The sequence below is a fragment of the Embleya sp. NBC_00888 genome (assembly GCF_045207655.1).
Classification (GTDB): domain Bacteria; phylum Actinomycetota; class Actinomycetes; order Streptomycetales; family Streptomycetaceae; genus Embleya.
On the sequence record NZ_CP108784.1, the window covers coordinates 2,210,716 to 2,236,921 of the forward strand.

A 26,206-nucleotide genomic window follows, 5' to 3' on the forward strand; every position below is an offset into this window, starting at 1 on the left:
CGTCCCCGAGACTCGCCGCCGGCACGTTCCCGCCCGGAATCGGCGGCACCGATCCGGCATTCGTGATTCCGGCACAAGTAATAGGGAGAACAGCCCATGGCCGATCTGCTGGTACGCGGAGGAACCGTCGTGGACGGAACGGGGGCGGCCCCGATCCGAGCCGACGTGCGGATCGCGGACGGGGTGATCGTCGAGGTCGCCCCCGACCTGGCCCCGAACGGCGGCACCGAGCGCGTCGTCGAGGCCGCCGGCGCCTACGTCGCCCCCGGCTTCATCGAGGCCCACACGCACGTCGACGGCGCCATGTGGTGGAACCCGGACCTGGACCCGCTGCCCGCCTACGGCACCACCACGGTCGTCTTCGGCAACTGCGGCATGTCCGTCGCACCCCTGCGGGAGAGCGCGCGCGGACCCGTACTCGACCTGTTCTGCTTCCTCGAGGACCTCCCGCTCTCCGCCTTCCAGGACAAGGTTCCGTGGACGTGGGAGCGCTGGCCGGAGTACAGCAGCGCGGTCAAGGGTCAGGCCGTCGCGGTCAACGTGGCCGGGTTCGTCGGGCACCTGACCCTGCGCACCACGGTGATGGGCGCCGAGGCGTCCTGGTCGCGCGCGGCGACGTCGGAGGAGATCGCCGAGATGGCCGCACTGCTCGACGAGTCGTTGACTCATGGAGCAATCGGTTTGTCGACCAATGTGTTCGACAAGGACCGCTACCTCGGGCCGGTACCGACCCGGTTGGCCGCGGACGACGAGTTCGAGGCGCTCGCCGACGTACTCGCCCGGCATCCCGGCGCGACGCTCCAGATGATCACCCGGTTCAACGAGCCGGAGAGCATCGACGCCGATGTGGAGCGATTCGCCCGAATCTGCAAGCCGCGCGGAATCCGCGCCCAGTGGACCGCCATCCCATCCACCGTTCGTGAGGACTACCTGCGGGAACAGACCATCGCGCTGCATCGCCGGCTGCGCGCGGACGGCGTCGACTTCTGGCCCAATGTCCCGCATAAGCCGCTGGAGCCGTTCTTCAACTTCGAGCGCGCGCTCACCTTCCAGCGGGTGGCCGCCTGGAACCACTGGATCAACGGTCCGGCCGAGACCAAGCTCGCCACGCTGGCCGATCCGCAGTGGCGGGCGCAGGCCCGCGAGGACTGGGACAACCGGGTCTCGTCGTCGACATCTCGACTGGACCGCCCCGAGTCGCTGATCCTCGCGATCTCCGAGACCGGCCACGGCCCGCTGGACATCTCGCTCAAGGAGTACGCGGACCGGGAGGGACTGCACATCTCCGACGCATTGGCCACCTGGATCGGCAACAACGGCATCCTGTCCTGCCTGCGCGGCATCCCCGACGCGTTCGACGAGCCGGTCGTGGCCGGCCTGTTCAACGAGCCGCACACGCTGACCAACATCAACGACTCCGGCGCGCACCTGCAGCTCTTCTGCGGTTCGGGCGAGAACGTGTACCTGCTCACCCGGTACGTGCGCGACACCGGCCTGATGCGGGTCGAGGAGGCGGTCCACAACCTGACCGGCAAGCTCGCGGGCTTCTTCGGCCTGGGCGACCGGGGCGTGATCGCACCGGGCCTGGCCGGCGACCTGGTGGTGTTCGCGCTCGACGAGATCGAGGTGCGACCCGAGGAGAAGCGCTACGACAACCCGGACGGGTCGTGGCGGTTCACCCGGGGGCCGGCCGGCGTACGGGCCACCATCGTGCGCGGGGTGCCCACCGTGCTCGACACCGAGCCCACCGGAGAGCGGCCGGGCACGATGGTGAGGCTCGTTTCGCTGCCCGACTGACGGAACGTCACACAAGCGCGCTTACCCTTGAGGTACGGCGGTGGGTTCACCGACCCACCGCCGTGTCACGTTTTTGTGACGATCCGCCCTAGGCGGTGTCATGCGACACGAGCCGACGGGACGCTACGGCCAACGTGATCGATGCCACGGACCGCGTACGGGGCGCGGACCTGGGGCCTCTTCACAGCAGGCATGCGCGGAGGGCAACCTTGTGGACACGGGCAACCGCTTCCACGGCCGAAAAAAGCTCGAACAGCGTCCGAATTGCGCTGTTTTGGGCGGGACCGGCACGCCAGGAGCGATCACCGCCGGAAGCGCGATGGCCCTCCGTCTAGGTAGCATCCGCCGAGTGCCGCCCGTTACCGACGGGCACGCCCCCCGACAAAGGTTCTCGATGAGTGACGATTCCCCCTCGCCGGCATCGGCGGGGTACGCGCAGAGGCAGCAGCCGCGCCTGGCCAAGGGAGCTTCTCCCTGGCTCGTGCCGACGGCTGTGACCGGCGCGTTGACCGGCTTGGCAGCACTGCGTAACCGGCGCTGGGCCTTCGCGGCCGTGCCGACGCTGGCGCTCACCGGTGGCATGCTGTGGTTCTTCCGTGACCCGGAGCGCACCATCCCGACCGACGGCGTGATCGCCTCGGCCGATGGTGTGGTCCAGAGCATCGACGCCTGGCCCGACGGCCGCACTCGGATCGCGACGTTCATGAGTCCGTTGAACGTGCACGTGAACCGTGCGCCGCTCGACGGCGTCGTGAAGTCCGTGGAGCACAAGGCCGGCGGGTACGTCCCGGCGTTCAACAAGGAAAGCGAGCACAACGAACGCGTTGTGTGGATCTTCGACACCGCGATCGGCGACGTGGAGCTGGTGCAGATCGCCGGCACCGTGGCGCGCCGGATCGTGCCGTACCTGGAGCCGGGTACCGAGGTCGCCTGCGGCGACCGGATCGGGTTGATCCGGTTCGGTTCGCGCGTGGACGTGTACCTGCCGCCGGGCATCGAGCCCGCGGTGACCGTGGGACAACGGACAACGGCGGGAGAGACACGTCTTGACCGGGACTGATTACGACGATACGGCCGACCTGGAAGCCCCCGAACTGAACATTCTGGGCACCCCGGTCGAGGACGATCCGCAGGCGTGCCTGTCCGCGCGGATCTCGGTCGCGGACGTACTCACGCTGGGTAACGCGGCGAGCGGCTTCATGGCGATCTACTTCCTCGCCTGTTCGGTCATGGCGCAGCGCGGCGGCGACGTCGGCGTGTCGGCCGAGCGCAGCATGGCCGCGGCCGTGGTGCTGATGCTGATCGGCGCGCTGTGCGACCTGTGCGACGGCATGGTGGCGCGCAAGCTGCGGATGTCCTCGCTCGGCGCGCAGTTGGACAACCTCGCGGACGTGATCACGTTCGGCGTCGCACCGGCGTTCTTCGTGGTCACCTGGGCGGCCGTGCCGTTGAACACCGGGCAGGCGCCCGCCGCCGTCCTGGTGGCGCTGTCGGTGCTGATCGCGGGTGTACTGCGGCTGGCGAGATTCGCGACCACTCCGGGGCGTCCCGGGGTGTTCCAGGGCATGCCCATCCCGATGGCCGCGATGACGGTCGTCTCGATCGTGCTGCTCGACCTGCCGTTCACGCCCGCCGCGGTGCTGATCGTGGCCGTGTCCGGGTTGATGGTGAGCCGGATCGAGTACCCGAAGCCGCAGGGCAACATGGCGATCCTGGTGATGGCCGGCATCGGTCTGAGCATGAGCTGCCTGATCGCCTGGGCCGCCGACGCGCCGGGCAGCGAGTGGATGCTCAACATGGGCGCCACCACCCAGGTCACCCTGGCGCTGCTCGTCCCCGCGATGGCGATGGCCCGCAAGGGCGTCGAGCGCATCGGCTTGCGGATGATCCGCTAGCCGTACCGGACGCAGAACGCGAAGCGCCGTCACCCTCCGGGGTGGCGGCGCTTCGCGTTGTCGGCCGGCGGTCCCGCCCCGGGCGGTGCTATCTCAGCCGGTGCGCCAGCCCGGTGAACCGTTTGCCCGCCGAGACGGTACGCACCGCCTGGCCGAGCGCCCGCCGCGATCCGACCAGGACCACGAGTTGCTTGGCGCGGGTGATCGCGGTGTAGAGCAGATTGCGCTGGAGCATCATCCAGGCACCCATGGTGACCGGGACCACCACCGCCGGATACTCGCTGCCCTGCGAGCGGTGGATGGTGACCGCGTACGCGTGCGACAGCTCGTCGAGTTCGGCGAAGTCGTAGTCGACCTCCTCGTCCTCCTCGGTGCGCACCACGAGCTTCTGTTCCTCGGGGGAGAGTGCGATCACCACCCCGCCGGTGCCGTTGAAGACGCCGTTCGCGCCCTTGTCGTAGTTGTTGCGGATCTGGGTGACCTTGTCGCCGACCCGGAAGGTGCGCCCGCCGAAGCGCTTCTCCGGCAGGCCCTCGCGGGCGGGGGTCAGGGCCTGCTGGAGCAGCAGGTTGAGCGCGCCGGCGCCGGCCGGGCCGCGGTGCATCGGGGCGAGCACCTGGATGTCGCGGCGCGGGTCCAGGCCGAATTTTCGCGGGATGCGGCGGGCCACCACGTCCACGGTGAGGCCGGCCGCGTCCTCGGTCTCCTCGGCGGGGAAGAGGAAGAAGTCGGTCAGGCCGTCGGTGATCGGCGGGCGGCCGGCGTTGATCCGGTGCGCGTTGGTCACCACGCCGGACTGCTGGGCCTGGCGGAAGATCTGCGTCAGCCGGACCCGGGGCACCCGCTCGGCGGCAAGCAGGTCGCGCAGCACCTCGCCGGCTCCCACGCTCGGCAACTGGTCGACGTCGCCGACGAACAGCACGTGCGCGCCGGTCGGTATCGCCTTGATCAGCTTGTTGGCCAGCAGCAGGTCGAGCATCGAGGCCTCGTCGACCACGACCAGGTCCGCGTCCAGCGGCTTGTCCTGGTCGTAGGCCGCGTTGCCGCCCGGCTGGAGCTGCAACAGGCGGTGCACGGTGGCTGCCTCACACCCCGTCAGCTCGGCCAACCGCTTGGCCGCCCGGCCGGTGGGCGCGGCCAGGATCACCTTGGCCCCGCGCGCACGGGCGAGTTCGACCACGGAGCGCACGGTGAAGCTCTTGCCGCAGCCGGGGCCCCCGGTGAGCACCGCGACCTTGCTGGTCAGCGCGAGCCGGACGGCCTGTTCCTGTTCGGCCGCCAGCGCGGTGCCGGTGCGGGCGCGCAGCCAGGCCAGCGCCCGGGTCCAGTCCAGTTCGGCGAATGCGGCCAGCCGGTCCTCACGGGCGCCCAGGAGGGCGCGCACCCGGCCCGCGAGCGAGAGTTCGGCGCGGTGGAAGGGCACCAGGTAGACCGCCTGGACGGGATCGCCCTGGGTCCCGGAGACGGTGACCGGCCCGGGCAGTTCCTCGCACACCACCCCGTCCTCGCCCACCAACTCGTTCAGACAGCGCACCACGAGATCGGAGGGCACGTCCAGGATCTTCACCGCCTCGGCCACCAGGACGTCGGCGGGCAGGTAGCAGTGCCCGCTGTCCGATCCCTCGGACAGCGTGTACTGCAATCCGGCCTTGATCCGCTGCGGCGCGTCGTGCGGTATCCCGACGGCCTTGGCGATCGCGTCGGCGGTCTTGAAGCCGATCCCCCACACGTCGGCGGCCAGCCGGTACGGCTCGGTGCGCACGACGGTGATCGACGCGTCGCCGTACTCCTTGAAGATGCGCACGGCGGGTGAGGTGGAGATGCCGATGCCCTGGAGGAAGACCATCACCTCCTTGATCGCCTTCTGCTCCTCCCACGCGGCGGCGATCAGCTTGGTCCGCTTGGGGCCCAGGCCGGGCACCTGGATGAGTTGCGTGGCGTCCTCGTCGATCACGTCGAGCGAGCGCACGCCGAAGTGCTCGACGATCCGGTCGGCGGTCTTGGGGCCGATGCCCTTGATCAGTCCCGAGCCGAGGTAGCGCCGGATGCCCTGCACGGTGGCCGGCAGCACGGTGCTGAACGAATCGACCTGGAACTGCTTGCCGAACTGCGGGTGGCTGCCCCAGCGGCCGCGCATCCGGATCGACTCGCCCGGTTGGGCGCCGAGCAGCGCGCCGACCACGGTGAGCAGTTCGGTGCCGTGCCGGCCGGTGTCCACCCGGGCGACGGTCCAGCCGTTCTCGTCGTTCTGGTAGGTGATGCGCTCCAGGACGGCTTCGAGAACGGCCCCTCCCCCGGCCCCGCCATCGGCCCCGCCATCGGCCCCGCCATCGGCCCCGCCATCGGCCCCGGGCGGCATGCCCGGCAACGTGCCTGTCATAGCGCCCGAGACTAGCCAACCGGGGTGACAGCAGAACTAGAACACGTTCTCTTTATGCTCGTCGACACCATTGACTGTGTCACATAACGGCGGTACGTTCCGGGGACTCCATGCTCCGAGCCGCAAGCTCCCGCAGCTCAAAGACCGTTAGGACACACGCATGCCCGTCATCAACGAGCAGGTCGAGATCGCTGCCGGCCCCGAGGCCGTGTGGGCGAAGCTGACCGACTACAGCGTCTTCGGCGAGTGGATGGTCCCGCACGTCGAGTTCCCGAACGGCGCCCCGGAGAAGCTCGAAGCCGGCGTGACGTACGACGAGAAGATGAAGCTGATGGGCTTCCCGGCGGACATCAAGTGGACGATCAAGGACGTCGAGGCGGGCAAGTCGCTGGCCCTGGACGGCAAGGGCCCGATGGGCGTCATCATGACCGAGGTCTTCATCGTCGAGGCCGCGGGCGAGGGTTCGGTGCTGCGGATCGAGTCCGAGGTCAAGGGCGGCGCGGTGCAGATGATGGCCGGCAAGGTCACCAAGGCCACCCAGGAGGCCCTGATCGAGTCGCTGGCGAAGTTCGCCGCGCTCGTCAAGTAACCCGCGCGCCGCGCGCGGCCGTCGCCGCCCACCCGGCGACGCCCCACGACGACCATCCCCCGGTGAGCACACCCGGGCGGATGGTCGTCGCGCGTGCGGGGTGCGCCCGCTCGCCGCGTTCGCCTGGAACAATGGCGATCCGTCACCGAGCGCCGCGAACCCCTGGAGGAACCCCACGTGCCGTCGACTTCCGCCCACTTCCCGTGGGCCCTGCACCGGACCAGGCTCGACAACGGTCTGCGTGTGGTGGTCTGCCCCGACAGCACGGTGCCGCTCGCCGCGGTCAACCTCTGGTACGACGTGGGCTCGCGGCACGAGGTGGAGGGCAAGCACGGCTTCGCCCACCTCTTCGAGCACCTGATGTTCGAGGGTTCCGCACACGTGGACAAGGGCGGTCACTTCGCCGCGATCGAGGGCTGCGGCGGCGACGGCATCAACGCGTCCACCAGCGCGGACCGCACGAACTACTACCAGACGGTGCCCTCGGGGCAGCTCGAGCTCGCGCTGTGGCTCGAAGCCGACCGGATGGGCTCGCTCGCGCTGACCCAGGAGACCCTGGACAACCAGCGCGAGGTGGTCAAGAACGAGCGCAGGCAGCGCTACGACAACGTGCCCTACGGAACCTGGAGCGAGGAGATGATGGCCCTCGCCTACCCCGAGGGTCACCCGTACGCGACGTCCACGATCGGCTCGATGGCGGAGCTGGACAGCGCCGAACTCGCCGACTTCACCGCGTTCCACGAGACCTACTACGCGCCGGACAACGCGGTGCTGACCGTGGTCGGCGACGTGCGGCCCGAGCACGTGGTCGCCCTGGCCGAGCGGTACTTCGGCAAGATCGCCCCGCGCGGCTCGTTCCCGCAGCCCACCCCGGCGCCGCTGCCGCCCCGGTTCGGGGCCGGCCGGCACGTGCGGGTACATCGGGACGTGCCCGCGCCGCGGCTGTTCCTGTGCCATCGCGCGCCACGCTTCGGCAGCCCGGACGCGGCCGCCTCGAGCGTGCTCGCGACCGCCGTGGGCCGCGGCCGGGGCAGCCGGCTGTACCGCGAGTTGGTCACCGCGCGCAATCTGGCCCAGGCCTCCGGCGCGTTCCTGTCCGCGTGGGGCCACCTGCACTTCGAATCGGTGCTGATGGGCTCGTGCGCGCCCAGTGAGGGCGTCGAGCCGGGCGAGTTGCTCGACGCCTACGTCGCGGTCTGCGACGAGGTCGCGCGCGAGGGGGTGACCGAGGCCGAACTCGACCGGGTCCGGGCCGTGTTGTCCGGCGACTGGCTGCGCGAGCTGGCCACCGCGGGCGGCCGGGCCGACGCGATCGGCCGGTTCACCACCCGCTTCGGCGACGCGGAGTCGATCCGCGACCACCTCGACGCATTGCTCGCGGTCACCGCCGAGGACGTGCACCGGGTGGCCCGCGAACTGCTGCACGCGGACAACCGGATCGTGCTGGAGTTTCGGCCCGAGGCCGCCGAGGCCGGTGCCGACATCGACACGAACGAGCCGGAGGCCGCCGCATGAGCGAGCACGTCGCGACCCGCCACACCCTGGTCGCCGAGCGACCCGCCGGCGCGGACCCGCGCCCGTACCGCTTCCCGGAGGTGCGCCGGGTCGCGGTGGCCGGCGGCGAGGTGATCGGCGCGCACCTGCCCGGCCGCAGCCTGGCCTGGACCAAGTTGGTCATGGAAAGCGGCGCGCTGCACGAACCGGTCGGCCTGGACGGCCTGGCCCGGATCACCTGCTCACTGCTCGACGAGGGCAGCCTGGACCGCGACGCGGACGCCTTCGGGCTCGCCATCGAGGCGCTGGGCGCGCAATGGCGGCTCGCGTGCGGCTGGGAGACCCAGGAGGTCGGCCTCGACCTGCCCGCCGATCGGCTCGGCGCGGGCCTGGACCTGATCGCCGAGGCGGTCCGCCGGCCGGCGTTCGCGGATGCGGACGTCGAGCGCTTCCTCGCCGACCACGTGCGCTCGATGAAGACCTCCTGGGCCCAGCCCGGCACCCGCGCCGGACTCGCCTTCCGCCGGGCCCTGTTCGGCGCCGACAGCCGCCTCGGCGGCCTGCTCGGCGGCACTCCCGACACGGCACAGGCGCTGGACGCGGAGGCGATCCGGGCCTTCCACGCGAGCCGGATGACCGCACCCGGCACCCTCGCCGTGGTCGGCGACCTGGACACGATCGACCTGGCCGCGCTGGGTCGCACCGTCTTCGCCGGCGCCGGCGGCACCACTTCGCGTGCGGCCCCGGCCACCTTCGCGAGCACCCCCTCGACCGAGCGGGCGATCGTGGTGGACCGCCCCGGCGCCGTGCAGTCGGTGCTCCGGATCGGGCACACCGCGGCGCCCCGCTCGACCCCGGACCTGATCGCCATCGAGTTGTTCGCCGACGTGCTCGGCGGCGCCTTCGGCTCCCGGCTCAACCACCTGCTGCGCGAGGTCAAGGGCTACACCTACGGCGCGCACGCGAGCTTCGGCCACGGGCGCCGCTCCGGTGCGTTCACGGTGTCCTCCTCCGTGCACACCGAGGTGACCGCCGCCGCGATCGTGGACGCGATCGGCGAGGTCCGCCGGATGCACGCGGACGGCGTCACGCCCGACGAACTCGCCGCCACCCGCGCCCACTCGCTCGGCAGCATGCCGATCAACCTGCAAACGCCCGCGGGCATCGGCGGCCGGTTGATCGAGGCGATCGTGCACGACCTGCCGGACGACCACGTCACCCGCGAGTACGCGGAGATCCTGGCCACGGACGCGGACGCGGTCAACCGCGCCGCCGGCACCCATCTGCGCCCCGACGAACTCGCGGTGGTCGTCGAGGGCGACGCCGCGCGCATCGTCCCGGACCTGCGCGCGGCGGGCTTCGACGTGGTGATGTCCCAGGTGTGACTCCCGGGCGGGCCGCCCGTCGGGCCCGCCCGCTCACCCCTCCGCGACGAAGACCTGGCGATAGCCGCTCCACATCGCCGGCCCCAGATCCTGCGGCACGTGCGGGGGGAGCGGCCACATCGGGCCGCTCACCTCGCACAGCACCACGTGCAGCCCCTCGCCCGCGTCGAACCAGCGCAGCCCCACCGCGCCGGGCGAGCGCAGCAGTTCGGCGACCGCCTCCTCGTGCAGCCAGCGCCCCATCGCGGTGCCCGAGCCGTGCGCGGTCAGGTGCAGCAGCTTGTCGCCGGCCGGGAAGAGCCGGCTCGCCGACACGTTCGGCCAGCGCCGGATCTCCCGGCAGTCCAGACGCGACGAGGTGATCGCGCCGATCAGTTCGGGTGGCAGCGGGGTGCCCGCGGTGTCGTGCACGTCGCCACCGCCGGCGGCGGCGAGCACTCCGACGTGCTTGAGGTCGTACAGCGTCAGGTGCCGCGCGGCCGGCGGCCCCGGCTCGGCCTCACCGTTGCCGAACGCCCCGCACAACACGAAACGGCGGGCCCGACGGAAACCGGGCGTCCGCAACAGGTCGCCGTGGTGCCGGTCGCACCACGGGGAGAACGTCCCGTCCAGCGCCTCGGGCAGATCCGAGCGCAGGTGCAACAGGCCCACGCCGCTGGGGAATCCGTCCAGGTCGAGACGCGGGATCGCGGGTCGCTCGGACATCGTTCGTGCCTCCCCCGGTGTCCTCACGTCCGGCCGGCCCTGACGCAGGCGGAAACTGACGGAGGGTCATCCATTTGTTACCCACCGGTCGGGGAAAGCATGTCCTCCTTGCCGAACATCCGGGCCGCCTCGCGCGCGCTCGGCGTGCCCGCGTCGGGATCGGCGCCGGCCGCGACCAGCGCCGCGACCACGTCGCGCTCGCTCTTGAACACGGCACCCGCGAGCGGGGTCTGGCCGCGGTCGTTGGCCCGGTCCGGATCGGCGCCCCGGGCGAGCAACGCGCGTACCGCGTCGGCGTGTCCGTGATAGGCGGCGAGCATCAGCAGCGTGTCGCCCCGGTCGTTGGCCAGATTCACCGGCAGGCCGGCGTCGACGTAGCCGCCGAGCGTCTCGGCGTCGCCGGTGCGCGCGGCCTCGAACAACCGCCCGGCCAGTTCCCGGATCCGCTCCTCGTCCTGCGCGGACGGCTGCTCCGGTTCCTGCTCGCTCATGACCTACCTCCGAGAACGTGACGCCGTGCGGGTGTGGCGGTCGAGCCGACACCGGGCCCGACCGGTTCCGAACCTATCGGGTGGCGCGCCGCGGCAGCGGTCCCGCCCGCGCCGGCGGGCGTGTGAGAATCGGTCCAGTTGCGGCCCCGGATCCGAAGGAGACGGCTCTTGCGCCATCTGCACCATCTGGACCTCGACGCCTACTTCGCTCGCATCGGCTGGTCGGGCGAGCGGGCGCCCACGTGGGCCACGCTGCGCTCGCTGCACCTGGCGCACGTGGTCGGCATCCCGTTCGAGAACGTCGAGATCGTCCTGGGCGGGGTGCCCTCGCTGGCGCCGGCCGACCTGGAGGACAAGCTGGTCCGCCAGGGACGCGGCGGCTACTGCTTCGAGCACAACCTCCTGTTCGCCGGGGTGCTGGAGGCGCTGGGCTTCGGCGTCACCCGGTTGGCCGCGCGGGTGCGGATGGGCTCGGACGCGATCCGGCCGATGACCCACACGCTGCTCGCGGTCGAGGTACCCGGCGAGGCGCACCCCTATATCGCCGACGTCGGCTTCGGCAGCGGCGGCCTGTTGGAGCCGCTGCCGCTGCTGCCGGGCGTGGCGAGTCCGCAGGGGGCCTGGCGGTTCCGGCTCGTGCGCGAGGACGATCTGTGGCTGTTGCAGACCGTGTACGGCGGACAGGGCTGGTTCACCGTGTACGCGTTCACCCTGGAGCGCCGCGAGTCGGTCGACTTCGAGGTGGCGAACTGGTACGTCGCGACGCACCCGAGCTCGCCGTTCCGGCATACCCTGCGAGTGCAACGCAGCGGTCCGCACGAGCGCGCGTACATCGAGGACCGCCTGTTGACCGTGGTGCGCAGCGACGGCTCCCGGGAGGAACGCGAGTTGAAGGACGACCACGAGGTACTTCGGCTCCTGGTCCACGACTTCGGCCTGTTGCTGCCCTGGGACACCGTGTTCCCCGCGCCGCCCGAGCGTGCGCACCCACCCGCGCGACCAGAGGAGAGTTGAGGCAATGTCCTTCGACAAGCAGGTGCAGGTCACCGCCGAGCTGTACGACTACGTCCTCGACCACTCGCTCGCACCGGACGAGGTCCAGCGCGGCGTGATCGAACGGACCAGGGAGATGGGCCGGTTCGCCGGTTTGCAGGTACCCGCCGAGCAGGGCGCGCTGTTGACCCTGCTCTCGGGTGTGGTCCGGCCGAAGGTCGCGGTCGAGGTCGGCACGTTCACCGGCTATTCCGCGCTGTGCATCGCCAAGGGCCTGGCCGAGGGCGGCCGGCTGCTGTGCTGCGACGTGTCCGAGGAGTGGACCGCGATCGCCCGCGAGGCGTGGCGCGAGGCGGGCGTGGACGATCGGATCGACCTGCGCATCGCGCCGGCGCTGGAGACGCTGGACGCGCTGCCCTCGCACCCGCACATCGACCTGGCGTTCCTGGACGCGAACAAGGACGGCTACATCTCCTATTGGGAGGCGCTGGTCCCGCGGATGCGCCCCAACGGCCTGCTGATCGTCGACAACGTGCTCTACGGCGGCTTGGTGCTCAAGCCGGGCGGCGACCCGACGCCGGAGGCCGTACACGCCTTCAACGAGCACGTGCGGGCCGACCCGCGGGTCGAGCCGGTGATGCTCCCGGTCGCGGACGGCGTCACGCTGGCCCGGGTGAAGGCTCTGGACGAGTTGTGAGCCGCGCGCCGGACGGGCCGTCGTCGACCCGTCCGGCGCCCACGTCCCGGGCGCCCATCCACCGTCCGCCCGGCCGTTGCGCGCTCCCCCGCCGTGCCCTCAGCCCCCGCCGGCCAGGATCCCGCGCAACCGCTTCGCCTCGGTGACCGCGCGGGAACTCCCCTTGCGGTCGGCCAGCGCGTCCAGCCCCGCGATCGACACCGCCCGCGCGCCCCCGCCCGCGGCGCTCTCCGCGGCCACCGCCAGCGCGTCCGCGAGGCCCGTGGTCCTGGTACCGGCGAGCAGGTCGGGCAGGAAACCGCTCAGCACGCCCCACACCGCCTCGCCCGCGCCGGCCCGGGACGCCTCGCGCAACGAGGCGACCACGCGCGTGGTCTTCAGACCCCGGGTACGGACCGCCTCGCCGATGTCGCGGCCCAGCCCGGGGGCGTCCCACGCGTCGCCCCTGGCCGCCAGGGTGACCAGCGCGTCCACCGCGGCGGTACGGTCCTCGGCCGCCTGTGCGCCCAGCGCGTAGGCCAGCGCCAGCGACATGCCGGATCCGAGCGGTCCGTGCGACTCGGCCAGCGCGGGCAGGATCTCCGCGCCTCGGCAGGGCCCGTCGATCCCGCGCTGGGTCCGGATCGCCAGGTGCGCGCCGAGCGCGTCGCGGTCCCGGGGCAGCACGAGTGGCCAACAGTGCAGATCCGGCTCGGTGTTCTCGGACCATCCCGGCCTGCGGGCGGCGGCACCCGGGTCGGACAGGTCGTACATGGGCAGCGCGCTCTCGGGCACCGTGCCCTGCGGCCGCGTGTCGGGGTCACCGGGGGCGATCAGGGCCAGCGGGCCGTCGAAGTGCGTCCAGTCCCGGTCCCGATACGAGAACTCGCGGTGGATCCGGGCGAAGCGCCGGCGCTCGACGAACCCGGCCGGCGGGCCGCCCGCGGCCAGCACCCGGGCCACCCGCAGACCGGCGGGCGAGGTGAGCCGGCCGGCCCGGGCGAGCACCGCGGGGTCGATCTCGGCGGGCAGCCGCAGCAGTGCCTGGTCGACGTCGCGCCGCCAGGGGCTGTGCCCGGATGCCTCGTACCGTTCCAGGCCCGTCACGAGAGCCTCAGGGTCCACCAGGCCGGTCGCGTCGGCGATCTCGGCCAGGTGCGGGCCGCCGCGCGGCGTCCGCAGCCGGGTGCCCACCTCGTACAGACGCGCGAGCAGGAAGCGCTGTACCGGTTCGAGTCGCTCGACGTCCACCCTGGAGCCGGGGATCAGGTCGTGGTCGGAGGCCTCGGTGCCCTTGCCGAACAGGCTGCGGAACCAGCCGGATCGGGAGCCGCTGTAGCCGGTGGCGGCGGCCACCATCGCGCCGACCGCGCCCTGTACCTGATGGATGAACCACTGCTGTTCGATGATGTGCGCGTGCCGCTCGGTGAGCGGAAGCAGTGCGGTGTGCAACGCGTCGCGGTCGCGCTCGTGTTCGCGCAGCATCGCGGAGACGATCCGCTCCACCGCGAGCGGGTCGGTATTGCGGCCGCGCGGGCTCACCCACGGGTTGTCGGTGCGGGCGAACAACACCGCGAGTTCCTCGACCAGTTCCTCGAGCGAGCCGATCGGCGGGGGCAACTCGCGCACCGGCGGCGGCACGAGGGCGAACCCCGGGTCGGGCCCCGCGACCGCGCTCTCGCCGACCAGCGCCGCCGCCTCCGGACGCAACGCGTCGCCCAGCAGGGACAGTTGCGCGCGCACCTCGTCGTGTACGAGAGCGGCCTGGTCGGCCGGGAGCTTGCCGACGTGTTTGGCGATCAGCGCGAGCGCGCGCTCCTGGAGGTCGACGGCGACCGACCCGAAAGCGGTGCCCGCGGTGGCCAGCAGCACACCGGCGTGGTCCGGGTGGCGCTTGATCGCCTGGCCCAGCCAGGTGAGTTGGGTGCGGACGAGTTTCTTCTCGGTGCGAAACAGCACGCTCCGGGCCGCCTCGGCGATGCGCTCCGGGTCCAGTCGGCCCGCCGCGTCCAGTCGACGCAGCACGTCCTGGGCCATGCCGGCCACCGGCGACGGCGCGTCCGGGAGCAGCCGCAGATAGGAGTCGACGCGGGCGGCGAGCTCGTCGTCGGTGGGCGCCATCGCGTCGTGCATGCGTACGAACGCACGGAGTGCGCCCGGGCGTTCGCCGCGCAGCAGGCGGGAGACGCAGCCGTCCAGCACGGTGTCCCGCTCGATCACCTTCGCCTCGGCGAGCTCGGCCAGGGTGGCGCCCCAGCCCGCGATGCCGGCCCGCTTCCAGGACTCGTGGTTCTCCAGGTGTTGTCCGATCCCGGCGACCTCGAACATCGCGGGCAGCAAGTCGGGGAAGTAGGGATCGGCGCGCAGCCGTTCCGCGAGGGTGATTCCGTCTCCGAGGCTCTCCTGGCCCACCTTCGCCACCCAGCGGACCACGAAGCCGGTCGTGGTCGGCGTGGACAGGCCGCTCCCGCGCACCAGGGCGTCCACCACGTCCCAGTGGTTGCCCCAGGGGTCCACCGGCATCTTCGTGGCGAGCCGGTTCACGATGTCCGGTATCCAGGCCGGGTTGCGTTCGGCGAGCACCTTGTGCACGGCCTCCTCGCCCCGGGCGTCCGAGGGCCAGACCAGTTCCGCCCGCGAGAGCCACTGGGCGATCCCGGCCGGCCCGCCCAGGCACGCGACGCCGACGACGCGCAGCGGGCGCAGACCGCGCGTGGTTTCCCGGCGCGCGCGGACCGCCTCCTTGTACTCCGGCAGCAGCTTGCGGCGCTCGGCCTCGGTGCGCCCGGCGAACAGGGCCACGATCGGAGCCGGGTCCTCGGCCAGTCGCTTCTGTTCGCGCAGGGCCACCCGGACCGCGGCCCAGGTGAGCGGTTCGCGCTCCTGCGGTGCGGCGCCGGTCGTCGGCCCGGTCCCGGTCGTCGGCTCGGTCATCGGTTCGCCTCCTGCGGTGCGGGCGCCGTCGCGCTCGCGTCGGTGTGCGCCCGCCCGCGCACGATCTGCGTGGCGAGCAGATGCTTGCAGGGTCCGCGTCCGCCCCGGTATTCGGCCCACCACCGGCACGTGCAACTGCCCGCCCCGGCCAACCGCAGCCCGTAGCTGTGCTCGCCGCTGCGCACGGTGGCGCTCTCCCCGGTCCCGGTCAGCGTCACGGCGCCCGCCGCGACCAACGCGTGCGCGTCCCGCAGCCGCGGGTTCATCCGCTCGACGCTGCCGGTGTCGTAGGGCAGCTCGCGGTGGTAGTAGGCCGCCTCCGCGACGTCGTAGCCGATCCGGCCGCCGGTGCCCAGGCGCACCAGCGCCGCCCGCACCCGTTCGGTGTCGAGCCCGGATCGTGCGGCCAACTCGCCGATCTCCACCCGGGGTTCCCAGGCCAGCAGGGCCGAGATCAGGTCGGCGTCCGCGGCGCCGGAGTCGACGGCCAGGCCGGTGAGCACCGCGCCCTCGCCGGAAAAGCCCCGGGCCGGGTCCGGAGACAGCGTCAAGGTCAGTCGCATGCCCGGCAGTTCGATCTCCCACGCGGACGACACCGCGCTGCTGCGGGCATGCACCGCGGGTCCGTACACGCGCAGCGCGAGGGCGTGGCGCAGCAGCCGGGTGAGCGCCTGGAGCCGGTCCGGCCCGGGCAGGCACACCGCGCCCGGCAGCGGGCGGGCGGTCAGCCGCAGCGAACGCCCGGCCGGGACCGCCCACAGCGCCTGCCGGGCGCCGCGCGGCAGTGCCCGCAGGAAGCGCACCGCCTCGCCCGCCGCGAGCTCGGCGCGCAGGTCGAACCCGCCCGAGATCACCTGGACTTCGGCGAATCCGCGCAGCCAGCGCTCGGGCAGCGGGACCTTCTTCTCCACGACCGGCCCGTCGAAGGTGGTCACCGTCACGTCGTCGGGCCCGACCGCCAGGTGCAGCGGATCGGCGCCGCCGACCTTCGCGAGCGCCTCGCGCAGCGGCGCGTTGACGTCCACGTTGGTGGTGCCGGTGCCGAACATCTCGCCGTCGATGCCGGCGGGCAGTACGTCCAGGCGCGCGTGCACGCCGCAACACGCCGAGAACGACTCGAAGCGGAGCCGATCGCCGTTTCCGGTCACCACCGGATCGAGCAGGCCCGGGCGCATCGGCTGGTGGTAGCGCGCCGCCGCGACGTCGGCGACCGCGAGCAACCCGCCCGCCGCCGCCTCCGGCGCGGTCAGGAAGCCGTCGAAGAAGCGCGGGAAGGGGGTCAGGCCGTGCGAACTCAGGCCGCCGCAGGTCTGCAGGCCCAGCGAGCGTCCGCCGTCGACGGCGGCGAGCTCGGACGATCGCAGATAGGTGAAGGAGTGCACCGGGGAGGACATGTGGAAACCGTAGACACCGCGTCCGACAGCGGGAGTCGGGTCCGCGGCGCGTCGTCACGGGCACCGACACCGCCCGGACGGCCGTACTTTCACCGCGCCTTCGGGACCGTCCCGGAGCCCTCGTGGGCGGCTCCGGGGCGCCGCGCGCGGGTGCCTCGCGGGTCACCCGCACGGCGGTGGATGCGGCACGTGTCACGGATCGCGCGCGGAGCGTGCGTATCGGGCCGTTCGTTCGTCGGAAACATCCGGATTACCGGACAGTAGAGGGGGATTCGCGGTGCCACAGCATCGATTAGGTGGTATCACCTGTGCGAGCATGGGCGGCTGGGGCCCGGGGCTCGAACGCGACAAGCCGAACTGCGGCACACGGACGACTCGGGTGGGTGGTGGCACATCGTCAAGAGAGTGCTGTTGTAACCATGATCCGAGGACGCGTGGCAACGCGCCGGCATACTATGCGCTGGTCCATTCAGCCGGAGGTAGCAGATGCCCGCAACGCAGCCGGGGAGCGGCTCGACGGTTCGCCGTATTCTCCTCGGTTCCCAGCTTCGCCGTCTGCGCGAAGCGAAGGGGATTTCGCGGGAGGAGGCCGGTTACGAGATCCGGGCCTCCGAATCCAAGATCAGTCGAATGGAACTGGGGCGCGTCAGCTTCAAGGAGCGCGACGTGGCTGATCTCCTCACGATGTACGGCGTGGGCGACGAGACCGAGCGGGCCGCACTCCTGGGCCTCGCGGCGGAGGCCAACGCCCAGGGCTGGTGGCACAACTACAACGACATCCTGCCGAGTTGGTTCCAGGTCTACGTGGGCCTGGAGGAGGCCGCCTCGGTGATCCGCACCTACGAGGTGCAGTTCGTGCCCGGCCTGCTCCAGACCGCGGAGTACGCGCGGGCCGTGGTGATCGCCGGGCAGCCGTCCGCGTCGGCGGCCGAGGTGGACCGACGGGTGGGTCTGCGGATGCAGCGCCAGTCGATCCTGTACCGCGACAAGCCGCCCAGGCTGTGGGTCGTGCTGGACGAGGCGGCCCTGCGGCGCCCGATCGGCGGTCGGGACGTGATGCGCGATCAGGTCCGGCACCTGATCGAGATGGCCGCCCTGCCGAACGTCACGATCCAGATCATGCCGTTCCGGTTCGGCGCGCACGCCGCCGAGGGCGGCCCGTTCCTGCTGTTGCGGTTCCCGGAGAGCGACCTGCCGGACGTGGTCTACCTGGAACAGCTCACGAGCGCGCTGTATCTGGACAAGCGCGACGAGGTCGACGCGTACACCGAGGTCATGGACCGGCTGAGCGTGGACGGCATGCCGCCGGACAAGAGTGTGGACCTGCTGCAGCGGATCCTTAAGGAGAACTGAGGATTCCGCTTGTGAATGCCCACGGGCGGCCCACCCGGGCGGAGCGTCCCGGGCGGGTTTTCACGCGAGCAGGTTGTCGAAGTCCCCGTCCTTGACCCCGAGGATGAGCGCCTCGATCTCGGCGCGCGTATAGATCAGCGCCGGCCCGTCGGGGTGGCGCGAATTGCGGACCGCGACGTCGCCGTCCGGCAGCGCCGCCATTTCGACGCAATTGCCCTGCGAGTTGCTGCGGCGACTCTTCTGCCAGGTGACCCCGTCGAGCGCGGTCGCCGATACCCCGTTGTGCGTTGCCTGCATGACGCTTCTCCTGGACCTCTCGCCGAGCGACCCGACGGCGGTCGCCCGCCCCCCGGTTGCGGCACGTGTCGTTCCTTCGTCCCGGTCCGTCGCAATTTCTTCCAGAACCGGTCCGACTTACGCATGCACGTGCATCTGACCATGCATATGCAGCGTACAACGGTGATGATAGCGCAGCCCGACTTCACTCACACGGGAGGGCTCATGCATTCCTCAAGGTTTCAAAGGAAGCGTAAAAGCTGCTTAAGCGGCGAGGGACGAAACGGGCGTAAGAATGCAGAAAACCCGTCGAAGGATCGACGGGTAAACGCTTGGCGCCCTAATTCGGTTGCCGCTTCCGAATGTGAATTAGAACTCTCCACAAAGCTGCAACGCGATCTCGCAACGCAATGCTGTTCGCATGCTGCAGAACGTGTTTGTCAGGCCGGTATCTCGAACATCGCCCAGACGACCTTTCCGGTGCGTCGACCCATGCCGTCGAGCGGGAACCAGCCCCACGAATCACTGAAACAGCCGACCAGGTACAGACCCCGCCCGGACTCCTCGTCCTCACCGCCGGCCTGGGTCTCCGGGAGGCTCTCACCGGGATCCTGGACCGCGCACATGACGCGCTCGCCCTTGCGCAGGAGCGCGAGTTGGATGTTGTGCGCCACGTCGGTCGCGTCGTCGCGGCCGGCGCCCAGTCCGTGGCACAGCGCGTTGGTGACGAGCTCGGACACGACCAGGGCGAGGTCGTCCTCGAGGCAGGCGGCGCCCCAGCCGGCGAGCACCGACTGGGTGAAGTCACGAGCGGCCTTGACCGACTCGCGGCGCGCGGCGAGGGCTTGTATCGCGATATCGGATGTTGGGCCCATATCCCCGGCCAGAGGCTCCATCCACTGAAACGTCGACGTCCGGAACCCTGCGGGACTCGCGACGGTCATCCGTGCCTCCGAGCGGGTACTGGTCCCCGGCCTGTTGGGAACGCCGCCAGAGGACTCGCCTCACAGAGCGTCCATGCACATGCGCGTGCACATGCACACACTTCATTATGAGGATGCCGACCCCAACTGCAAGACCGGATGCACGTGCATCGACGATTTCTGCGTCTGCACCACGCCGATGCACGTGCATTTCGATCGACCAACGATCACTTTCCGTCCGGATCCCGGACATATCAGTGAACCGGTCTTTTCCTTCTTTTGGTCTTACCTCGGGAATAATCCGGACAATCTACGCGCACGGCGGTCGGCCGACTCCCGACCGTGTGCGTTCGGGTGCTCAGACCGACGCGTCCGAGGGCTGCCGCGACGCGCTCGCGCTCGGCTCGGCGGAGCCGTTACCGCGTCCTGTGAATCGGATCACCAGGGCCGAGCCGGCGAGCAGGAACACCGCCAGACCCGGGCCGAACAGCAGCCACGGCATGACCGACACCTCGGTGTCCTTGTCCGGGATGCTGTCCGCGTTCTTGAAGGTGTCGATGTTCGCGCCGATGTTCTCCACGAGCGCGTCGAACTTGGCCAGGATGCGATCGGTCTCCACCAGTCCCTTGCCGACCTTGGGGTACTGCGTGGCCAGCTCGGCGGTGAACTGCGGCGCCGGCTTGCGCAGCAGCGCGGCCATCGACGGGATCGACTTGGTCTTCATCCCGACCGCCATCTTGCCCAGCGTGTCCAGGTCGTTGTGCGCCTGCTGGTAGCCGGCGTCGGTGAAGGTGGGCCGGAAGGCGGTGAACATCTTCTCGGACGCCTTGGTCTTGCCGATCACGCCGGTGGCGAAGACACCGATCACCATGCCGAGACCGACCACCGCCGCGAGCGCCAGACACACCGTGCTCAGCACGACCCTGGTGCCGACAAAGGAGAACAGCAGACCGCCCGCGCCGACCACGAGCAGCACGATGCCCGGGATCAGATAGAGGTACGTGACCGCGGTGTTGGGCGCGTCGGCCGTCGGAATGTCGTCGGCCTGGCGGAAGTTCCCGGCCTGCGCCTCCATCGTGCCCGCGAGCTTGTTGAACCGGGGCATGATCGTGGGCAGTTCCTTGAGGCCCTTGCCGACCTCGGGAGCGGTGACACCCATCAGGTTGATCAACGCCGGTGTGGTGATCCCGGCCTGGCTCGCGAGACCCGGCAGCGTCTCCGCCTGGAGCTGCGCGAGCATCTCGTTCATCGTGACCAGGTCGGTCCGGCTCTGCGCGATCGCGGCCGGGGTGAAGGCCGGGCGGAAGTCATTGGTCAGATCGTCGACAGCCTGCGTCTTCTTCGGCAGGCCGGCGGCCAGCGGGAAGATGATCAGGGCCGCACCCAGCAGGGCGATCAGCACCAGCGCCACGTGGCGGTATGCACGCACAGCGGGTTCTCCCTTCGCTTTCCGTTATTCCTCGGATCGTATGGGTGATCATCGTGATCACCGAGGACCCGCAGGGCGGAAAGCAACTGTTCTCGTTGTTTGTCACTCGGGCAGCCGATCTTCGCAAAGAGCAACCCGCCAGTCAGCTACTGGCAAGTAATGTCATGGGATCGAGATCTCCGGCACATCGGTCACTTCGACCGACGACGCCATGGATCGGTGTACCGCCAGGGGCTAGCGTGCGCTCGCCGGCTCGTGCGAGCGGCGAGGTGTGAACGGAGGTCGCCGGTGGATCTTGAACCGACGGAGGATCAAAAGGCGGTACGGGCCGCTTTTTCGGAGTTCTTCACGGACCGATGCCCGATTTCCGTGGTCCGCGCGGCCGAGCCGCTGGGATTCGCGGCCGACCTGTGGCGACGATTGGCCGCGATGGGCGCGCCCGGGATGGCGCTGCCCGAACGGGTCGGCGGCGGCGGGGCCGGCCGTCTGGATCTGACCCTGGTGTTGCACGAGGCCGGCCGGGCGCTGGCGCCGGTGCCGCTGAGCGGCCACCTGGCCGCGTCCCGGCTGCTGCTCGACACGCCGTGGTGCGCGGAGGCGGCCGAGGGCACGTTGATCGCGGCGCCCGCGCTGCGGCCCGCCGTGGACGGTGTGGCCCGCCTGGTGCCCGGCGGCGCGGTCGCGCACGTCGTGGTGGCCCTGGACGAGGACGAACTGGTCGCCGTGCGCGGCGAGCCGCCGATGACCGCTCCGGTCAACCACGCCTGCGCCCCATTGGCCGACCGGTACGTGCGCGACGATCGCGGCGGGCGGGTGGTGCTGGCGACCGGCGAGGAGGCCGCGCGGCGCTACGCGGCACTGCGCCGCGAGTGGCAGTTGAACACGGCGGCCACGCTGGCCGGGCTGGCCGAGCGCGCGTTGGAGATCGCCGTGGCGTACACGCTCGAGCGCGAGCAGTTCGGCAAGCCGATCGGCGCGTTCCAGGCGGTCCAGCAGGGGTTGGCCGATCTGGTCGGGCCGCTGGACGGGATCCGGCTGCTGGCCGCGCGCGCCGCGTGGTGCGCCGACGAGGGCGATCCGGCCGAAGCCGCCCGGCTCGCCACGATGGCGTTCCTGGCCGCGACCGACGTGGCGCGCACCACCACGTATCGCGCGGTGCACTTCCACGGCGGATACGGGGTGACCCTCGAATACGACATCCAGCTCTACTTCCGGCGGGCCCGCGGCTGGCCGCTGGTCCTGGGTGATCCGGACGAGGAGTACCAGCGCCTGGCCGACGACCTCTTCGGACCCGTGGGGAGCCTCTGATGGACTTCGAGCCCAAGGAATCGGTCGAGGAGTTCCGGCGGTGGATCCGGGCGTTCGTCGCGGAACACCTGACCGAGGAGATGATCGAGCGGGCCCGGCGCACCGGCACCTTCCACGACTGGGAGTTCCATCGCGCGCTGGCCGCCACCGGGGTGATCGCCGAGGGCATGGCCGGGCCCGGGCGCAGCACCGGTCGCGATCCGTTGGAGTTGTACGTCTTCTTCGACGAACTGGGGCTGGCCGACGCACCGTTCTTCGGGTTGGCCAACACGATGCTGGTGGCGGGCATCGTCGAGCAGATCGGCAGCGCGTTCCATCTGGCCGAGGTGCTGCCCCGGTTCCACCGCGGCGAGGCGATCGCGGCGCTGGGCTACAGCGAGCCGGGTTCGGGATCGGACGTGGCCGCGGCGGCCACCCGCGCGGAGCGCATCCTGGGACACCCCGAGGACGAGCCGGTGTGGCTGGTGAACGGGCAGAAGATGTTCACCACGCTCGTGCACGAGGCCGGCTACGTGATCCTGCTGACCCGCACCGACCCGGACGTGGCCAAGCATCGCGGTCTGACCATGTTCCTGGTGCCGATGGACCTGCCGGGCATCTCCTTCCAACCGGTGGAGACGATGGGCGGGGACCGCACCAACATCACCTACTTCACCGACGTCCGGGTGCCGGACCGCTGGCGGCTCGGCGAGGTCGACGGCGGGTGGGGCGTGATGAAGGTGGCGCTGGCCTACGAGCGCGGCGTGTTCGGCAACATGAACCAGGGCGTGTCGCTGCTGCGCCGGTTCACCCGGTGGGCGGCGGAGACCGGGGCGATGGACGACACCTCGGTGCGCAAGCGGCTCGCGCGGATCGCGATCGACAACGAGATCACCGCGCTGCTCGCGTTGCGCCCGGCGCTGATCGCGAGCGCTGGCGGGTTGCCGACCACCGAGGGTTCGATCGCCAAGTTGTACGCGAGCGAGTCGTACAACCGCGCCGCCGAGGCATGCCTGGACATGGCCGGACCCGAGGGGCTGCTCGGCGAACCGGGGGACGCGTGGTTCGTCGACCACGCCGCACGGGACGCTCCGGTGACCACCATCTACGGCGGGACGAGCGAGATCCAGCGCAACAACATCGCCGAGCACCGCCTGGGACTGCCTCGGGCCCGGTAGCGGACCGGTCGGCGCCACCGGGTGGCGTGCCATCCGGTGACGCCGACCGGTGACGCCGGCCGGTGACGCGCTGCCCGGTGTTTACGGATATGGCGGGCACGGATGGCGGGCGGCCGAACGGGTGGCCGGATCACCGGCCGCTTCATGGCAGACTTCGGCACCGTTCACACCGGTGAGCGAAACGGAGTTTCAGCCATGCGGCCGCTGCACGACGAGGACCCTTCGAACATTGGCGCCTACCGATTGGTGGGCCGCCTCGGTGAAGGGACCACGGCTCGTACCTATCTGGGTGCCGCGCACGACGACGCCCCCGTCGTCGTGCGGGTGATCCGGGCCGACCTCGGGCGTGATCCGGCGTTCCGGGCCCGGTTCGGCGAAGAGGTGGACGCCGCGCGGCGGTTGGCCGGCCCGGGCACGGCGATGATCCTGGACGCCGACATCACCGGCCGTCAGCTCTGGTACGCCACCACCCACCTCGCGGGCCCGACGCTGGCCGAGACGGTCCGCCGGCACGGCCCGCTGCCCGGTCATTCGCTGCGCGTACTCGCCGGTGAACTGGCCGGACTGCTGGGCCGGTTGCACGCGGTGGGGCTGTATCACGGGCGGCTCGACCCCGGTGCGGTGCTGCTCGGCCCGGACGGCCCCCTGCTGCCGCAGCTGGGGATCGCGCACGGGTCGACCGGCTCGTCGGTGACCGCCGACGGCGTGGTGATCGGCACCGTGCTCGACTCCCCCGGTTTCCGTTCGCCCGAGCAGGTACGGGATCTGACCGTGGGTCCGCCGACCGACGTGTTCTCGCTCGGGTCCGTGCTCGCGTTCGCCGCGACCGGCACGGGGCCCTTCGATCACGGCGGCGCGGGTTCCGCCGCCGACCGGGTCGCCGAGGGCGATCCCGAACTCGGCGACGTGCCGGCGTCGTTGCGCAACCTGATCGCCGCCTGCCTGGTCAAGGACCCGACCCGACGCCCCGACCCCGAGGAGGTGGTCCGGGTCGCGGCCGGCACCCCGGGGCCGACCTGGCTGCCCTCGGCGACCGCCGTGTGGGTGGCCGAACGGGTGGCCAACCCGTGGGAGCCGCCCGAGCCGATGCCCGGCAGCGAGCCGTACGCGGCGGGCACGGTGCCCGCCCCACCGCCCGGCAGCGAGCCCGCGCCTCCCACACCCGCCGAACCCGAGCCCGCACCGGCCGAGGTCCCGGCCCCCTCGGCGGCGCCCGCCACTCCCGAGCCCGCGGCGCCGCCCACCCGGGAGCAGCCGCCCGCCCGCACCCGCCGGGCCGGCTCCCGGGCCAAGTCCCGCCGCGGTTTCCTGGCGGTCGCGGCCGGCGCCGCCGTGGTCGGCGGCGGGGCGGCGGCCTGGGCGCTCGGTGGGGGCGGCGACTCGTCGCCCAAGGCCACGCCGACACACCCGGCGCCACCGCCGAGTCCGGCCCGCTCGACCGGCCCGAACGCGCCCGCCGCGGTCCAGGAACTCACCGTCTGGACCACCGAGAACCTGCTGCCCGCCGCGATGCTCGGCGACCTGGGCCTGGAGTTCGGCAAGAGCGGTTCCGGGGTGCGGCTGGGCAGCCGGCTCCAACCGAAGGCCGGCTACACCCAGGCCTTGGAGCAGGCGCTGCGCGCCGGTCGCGGGCCCGACGTGTTCGAGTTGGACCTGCTCGCGTTGGCCCGGTTCAAGGCGGCCGACCTGATCATGGACCTGACTCCGCATCAGAGCCGGTTGGACGCTGCCACGTGGTTCCCCGCCGTACGCGCCTCGGCCACCTCCGCGGGCCGGCTCATGGCACTGCCGCTGGCCGCGAACGTGCCGGTGGTGCTGTACGACAAGGGGCTGTTCCAGGCCGCCCAGGTGGGTGTGCCCACCGACCGGGTGACCTGGGTCGCGGACCTGGAGAAGCTGCGCCTGGCCAACGCGACCAACCCCGACTACCGGGCGCTGTACGTACCCGGCGGGGCCTGGCCGATCCTGGCCTCGTGCGTGTGGGAGGACGACGGCACGATCGCGGTCCAGGAGGGCGACGCGTGGCGCGGCACGCTCGACCTGCCGGGCTCGGTCGAGGGAGCCAGGTTCTTCCGGCACCTGCAGTCCTACGCCGCGGACGCGACCGGTGTGGGCAACGACGACCCGGCCGTCGCGGCCCGGGTCGCCAAGGGCAACATCGCGTCCGCGATCGCCGATTCCACGCTCTACGACGCGGTGGTGACGGCGAATCCGGCGTTGCGCGCGGTGCTGGGCGCGTTCCCGATCCCGGGCCGCACCGCCGGCAAGCCGGCCGCGGTCGGGGTGCGCGGCACGGTGCTCGCGGTGAACGCCGCCAGTCTGTTCAAGGAGCCCGCGATCGATCTGCTGGCGCTGGTGGCCACCGAGCGCTGGCGCGCGCGGATCGCGGCCCAGGGCCGATTGGTGCCGGTGCGCACCGGTCTGGACCGGTCCGTGCCGCCGGACAACCCGATGATCCCGGCCTCGATCACGGCGCTGCCCGTGGGCGGGCGGGCGTATCCGGGAGCCCCCGGGTGGTCCGAGCGCCCGCTGGCCGAACTGTCCCGACAGACACTGGCCGGCAGTGATCCGCTGGCCGCCGCGGCGGCGGCGAACGGGATCGTGGCCCGCGAATTCGGGGTGACACCGGCCTGACGGATCTCCCGGGCGGCACCGGACGGCTCTCCCGGGCGGTTCCCCACGGATCGCCCGGGGGTTCCGACGGCCCCCGGGCGGTTCCCGATGGATCCCCCCGGCGGTGACGGAGAGTGCCCGGCCAGGGTTCGCGGACGCCCCCGTCCGGCCCACTCGGAGGAGCCACACCGTCCCCGAAAACGCCCGCGCCGGCCGGCTCGACCGCGCCGTCACCCACACGGCGCAAGAAATCCTCAAGCCTAAGCCCGCCGCGGCCACCCGCGGCGGGCTTCCCGCATTACCCACCCTCCGCATTCGAGCCGCCGCATACCGTCGGGTACTTCCCCCTTCGGGTGACCGGCGGTTTCCGGATTCGGCAGTACATGTCCGGCCGCAGGGTCGCTCTCCGAGCAC

The 26,206-nt window shown here is 71.4% G+C and carries 20 protein-coding genes; 12 read left to right on the top strand and 8 right to left on the bottom strand.

Translation table 11 applies throughout. The features are described 5' to 3' along the window. Positions 1 to 96: 96 nt before the first annotated feature. The 3 genes from OG948_RS08700 (at position 97) to pssA (ending at position 3,692) form a co-directional block, all read left to right on the top strand. Entirely contained in the window at positions 97 to 1,797 is a 1,701-nt protein-coding gene (locus OG948_RS08700; protein ID WP_406295190.1) for an amidohydrolase family protein, read from the top strand. A gap of 394 nt (positions 1,798 to 2,191) precedes the next feature. After that, positions 2,192 to 2,857, top strand: coding sequence for a phosphatidylserine decarboxylase (locus OG948_RS08705; RefSeq protein ID WP_406300211.1), 666 nt, complete (start codon positions 2,192 to 2,194; stop codon positions 2,855 to 2,857). Next, on the top strand, positions 2,844 to 3,692 hold the full coding sequence (pssA, locus tag OG948_RS08710) for a CDP-diacylglycerol--serine O-phosphatidyltransferase (protein WP_395869092.1): 849 nt from the start codon (positions 2,844 to 2,846) through the stop codon (positions 3,690 to 3,692). The genes OG948_RS08705 and pssA overlap by 14 nt, the downstream gene beginning before the upstream one ends. A gap of 88 nt (positions 3,693 to 3,780) precedes the next feature. Here pssA and OG948_RS08715 read toward each other — a convergent pair whose 3' ends face one another. Next, positions 3,781 to 6,072, bottom strand: a complete 2,292-nt coding sequence (locus OG948_RS08715; RefSeq protein ID WP_406295192.1) for an ATP-dependent RecD-like DNA helicase — start codon at positions 6,070 to 6,072, stop codon at positions 3,781 to 3,783. A 160-nt stretch (positions 6,073 to 6,232) separates the two neighbouring features. Between OG948_RS08715 and OG948_RS08720 the strand changes: the two genes are divergently transcribed. The 3 genes from OG948_RS08720 (at position 6,233) to OG948_RS08730 (ending at position 9,540) form a co-directional block, all read left to right on the top strand. Next, complete coding sequence (locus tag OG948_RS08720) at positions 6,233 to 6,661, top strand: SRPBCC family protein (protein ID WP_395869094.1); 429 nt, start codon at positions 6,233 to 6,235, stop codon at positions 6,659 to 6,661. A 177-nt stretch (positions 6,662 to 6,838) separates the two neighbouring features. Further along, entirely contained in the window at positions 6,839 to 8,176 is a 1,338-nt protein-coding gene (locus OG948_RS08725) for a M16 family metallopeptidase (protein ID WP_406295194.1), read from the top strand. Then, a complete protein-coding gene (locus OG948_RS08730; RefSeq protein ID WP_406295195.1) occupies positions 8,173 to 9,540 on the top strand; it encodes a M16 family metallopeptidase in 1,368 nt (455 codons plus the stop codon). The genes OG948_RS08725 and OG948_RS08730 overlap by 4 nt, the downstream gene beginning before the upstream one ends. A 33-nt stretch (positions 9,541 to 9,573) precedes the next feature. Here OG948_RS08730 and OG948_RS08735 read toward each other — a convergent pair whose 3' ends face one another. Both OG948_RS08735 and OG948_RS08740 read right to left on the bottom strand, forming a co-directional pair. Continuing rightward, a complete protein-coding gene (locus tag OG948_RS08735; RefSeq protein WP_406295196.1) occupies positions 9,574 to 10,245 on the bottom strand; it encodes a hypothetical protein in 672 nt (223 codons plus the stop codon). A 77-nt stretch (positions 10,246 to 10,322) separates the two neighbouring features. Next, a complete protein-coding gene (locus OG948_RS08740) occupies positions 10,323 to 10,736 on the bottom strand; it encodes an ankyrin repeat domain-containing protein (protein ID WP_395869101.1) in 414 nt (137 codons plus the stop codon). Between the two features lie 168 nt (positions 10,737 to 10,904). On the opposite strand from OG948_RS08740, the gene OG948_RS08745 reads away from it, so the two are divergent. Both OG948_RS08745 and OG948_RS08750 read left to right on the top strand, forming a co-directional pair. Then, a complete protein-coding gene (locus OG948_RS08745; RefSeq protein ID WP_406295197.1) occupies positions 10,905 to 11,750 on the top strand; it encodes an arylamine N-acetyltransferase in 846 nt (281 codons plus the stop codon). A gap of 4 nt (positions 11,751 to 11,754) precedes the next feature. Next, the gene (locus OG948_RS08750; protein ID WP_406295199.1) at positions 11,755 to 12,426 is read left to right on the top strand and encodes an O-methyltransferase; all 672 of its coding nucleotides are present in this window, start codon (positions 11,755 to 11,757) and stop codon (positions 12,424 to 12,426) included. A 99-nt stretch (positions 12,427 to 12,525) separates the two neighbouring features. On the opposite strand, the gene OG948_RS08755 is transcribed toward OG948_RS08750, so the two are convergent. Next, positions 12,526 to 15,339 (bottom strand): DUF6493 family protein, encoded by a 2,814-nt coding sequence (locus OG948_RS08755; RefSeq protein WP_406295201.1) that lies wholly within the window; start codon positions 15,337 to 15,339, stop codon positions 12,526 to 12,528. Then, entirely contained in the window at positions 15,336 to 16,733 is a 1,398-nt protein-coding gene (locus OG948_RS08760; RefSeq protein WP_406295202.1) for an SWIM zinc finger family protein, read from the bottom strand. The genes OG948_RS08755 and OG948_RS08760 overlap by 4 nt, the downstream gene beginning before the upstream one ends. 486 nt (positions 16,734 to 17,219) lie before the next feature. Here OG948_RS08760 and OG948_RS08765 point away from each other — a divergent pair, with 486 nt between their 5' ends. Beyond that, a complete protein-coding gene (locus tag OG948_RS08765) occupies positions 17,220 to 18,086 on the top strand; it encodes a helix-turn-helix domain-containing protein (protein WP_395869111.1) in 867 nt (288 codons plus the stop codon). Positions 18,087 to 18,146: 60 nt separating this feature from the next. Here OG948_RS08765 and OG948_RS08770 read toward each other — a convergent pair whose 3' ends face one another. From OG948_RS08770 to OG948_RS08780, 3 genes are all read right to left on the bottom strand, one after another. Continuing rightward, on the bottom strand, positions 18,147 to 18,383 hold the full coding sequence (locus tag OG948_RS08770; protein WP_020554482.1) for a DUF397 domain-containing protein: 237 nt from the start codon (positions 18,381 to 18,383) through the stop codon (positions 18,147 to 18,149). Between the two features lie 419 nt (positions 18,384 to 18,802). After that, positions 18,803 to 19,237, bottom strand: a complete 435-nt coding sequence (locus OG948_RS08775) for an ATP-binding protein (RefSeq protein WP_395869113.1) — start codon at positions 19,235 to 19,237, stop codon at positions 18,803 to 18,805. Between the two features lie 406 nt (positions 19,238 to 19,643). Beyond that, a complete protein-coding gene (locus OG948_RS08780) occupies positions 19,644 to 20,714 on the bottom strand; it encodes a hypothetical protein (RefSeq protein WP_406295205.1) in 1,071 nt (356 codons plus the stop codon). A gap of 288 nt (positions 20,715 to 21,002) precedes the next feature. Between OG948_RS08780 and OG948_RS08785 the strand changes: the two genes are divergently transcribed. The 3 genes from OG948_RS08785 (at position 21,003) to OG948_RS08795 (ending at position 25,813) form a co-directional block, all read left to right on the top strand. Further along, positions 21,003 to 22,022 (top strand): acyl-CoA dehydrogenase family protein, encoded by a 1,020-nt coding sequence (locus tag OG948_RS08785; RefSeq protein ID WP_406295207.1) that lies wholly within the window; start codon positions 21,003 to 21,005, stop codon positions 22,020 to 22,022. Next, the gene (locus OG948_RS08790) at positions 22,022 to 23,179 is read left to right on the top strand and encodes an acyl-CoA dehydrogenase family protein (RefSeq protein ID WP_395869119.1); all 1,158 of its coding nucleotides are present in this window, start codon (positions 22,022 to 22,024) and stop codon (positions 23,177 to 23,179) included. Before OG948_RS08785 ends, OG948_RS08790 begins: the two co-directional genes overlap by 1 nt. 195 nt (positions 23,180 to 23,374) lie before the next feature. Next, positions 23,375 to 25,813, top strand: coding sequence for a serine/threonine-protein kinase (locus OG948_RS08795; RefSeq protein WP_406295208.1), 2,439 nt, complete (start codon positions 23,375 to 23,377; stop codon positions 25,811 to 25,813). The last annotated feature ends 393 nt before the right edge of the window (positions 25,814 to 26,206 follow it).

Coding starts and splice junctions, on each gene's coding strand:
- OG948_RS08700 (WP_406295190.1), top strand. CDS start 97: ATGGCCGATCTGCTGGTACGCGGAGGAACCGTCGTGGACGGAACGGGG.
- OG948_RS08705 (WP_406300211.1), top strand. CDS start 2,192: ATGAGTGACGATTCCCCCTCGCCGGCATCGGCGGGGTACGCGCAGAGG.
- OG948_RS08715 (WP_406295192.1), bottom strand. CDS start 6,072: ATGACAGGCACGTTGCCGGGCATGCCGCCCGGGGCCGATGGCGGGGCC.
- OG948_RS08720 (WP_395869094.1), top strand. CDS start 6,233: ATGCCCGTCATCAACGAGCAGGTCGAGATCGCTGCCGGCCCCGAGGCC.
- OG948_RS08730 (WP_406295195.1), top strand. CDS start 8,173: ATGAGCGAGCACGTCGCGACCCGCCACACCCTGGTCGCCGAGCGACCC.
- OG948_RS08735 (WP_406295196.1), bottom strand. CDS start 10,245: ATGTCCGAGCGACCCGCGATCCCGCGTCTCGACCTGGACGGATTCCCC.
- OG948_RS08740 (WP_395869101.1), bottom strand. CDS start 10,736: ATGAGCGAGCAGGAACCGGAGCAGCCGTCCGCGCAGGACGAGGAGCGG.
- OG948_RS08750 (WP_406295199.1), top strand. CDS start 11,755: ATGTCCTTCGACAAGCAGGTGCAGGTCACCGCCGAGCTGTACGACTAC.
- OG948_RS08755 (WP_406295201.1), bottom strand. CDS start 15,339: ATGACCGAGCCGACGACCGGGACCGGGCCGACGACCGGCGCCGCACCG.
- OG948_RS08760 (WP_406295202.1), bottom strand. CDS start 16,733: ATGTCCTCCCCGGTGCACTCCTTCACCTATCTGCGATCGTCCGAGCTC.
- OG948_RS08765 (WP_395869111.1), top strand. CDS start 17,220: ATGCCCGCAACGCAGCCGGGGAGCGGCTCGACGGTTCGCCGTATTCTC.
- OG948_RS08770 (WP_020554482.1), bottom strand. CDS start 18,383: ATGCAGGCAACGCACAACGGGGTATCGGCGACCGCGCTCGACGGGGTC.
- OG948_RS08775 (WP_395869113.1), bottom strand. CDS start 19,237: ATGGGCCCAACATCCGATATCGCGATACAAGCCCTCGCCGCGCGCCGC.
- OG948_RS08790 (WP_395869119.1), top strand. CDS start 22,022: ATGGACTTCGAGCCCAAGGAATCGGTCGAGGAGTTCCGGCGGTGGATC.
- OG948_RS08795 (WP_406295208.1), top strand. CDS start 23,375: ATGCGGCCGCTGCACGACGAGGACCCTTCGAACATTGGCGCCTACCGA.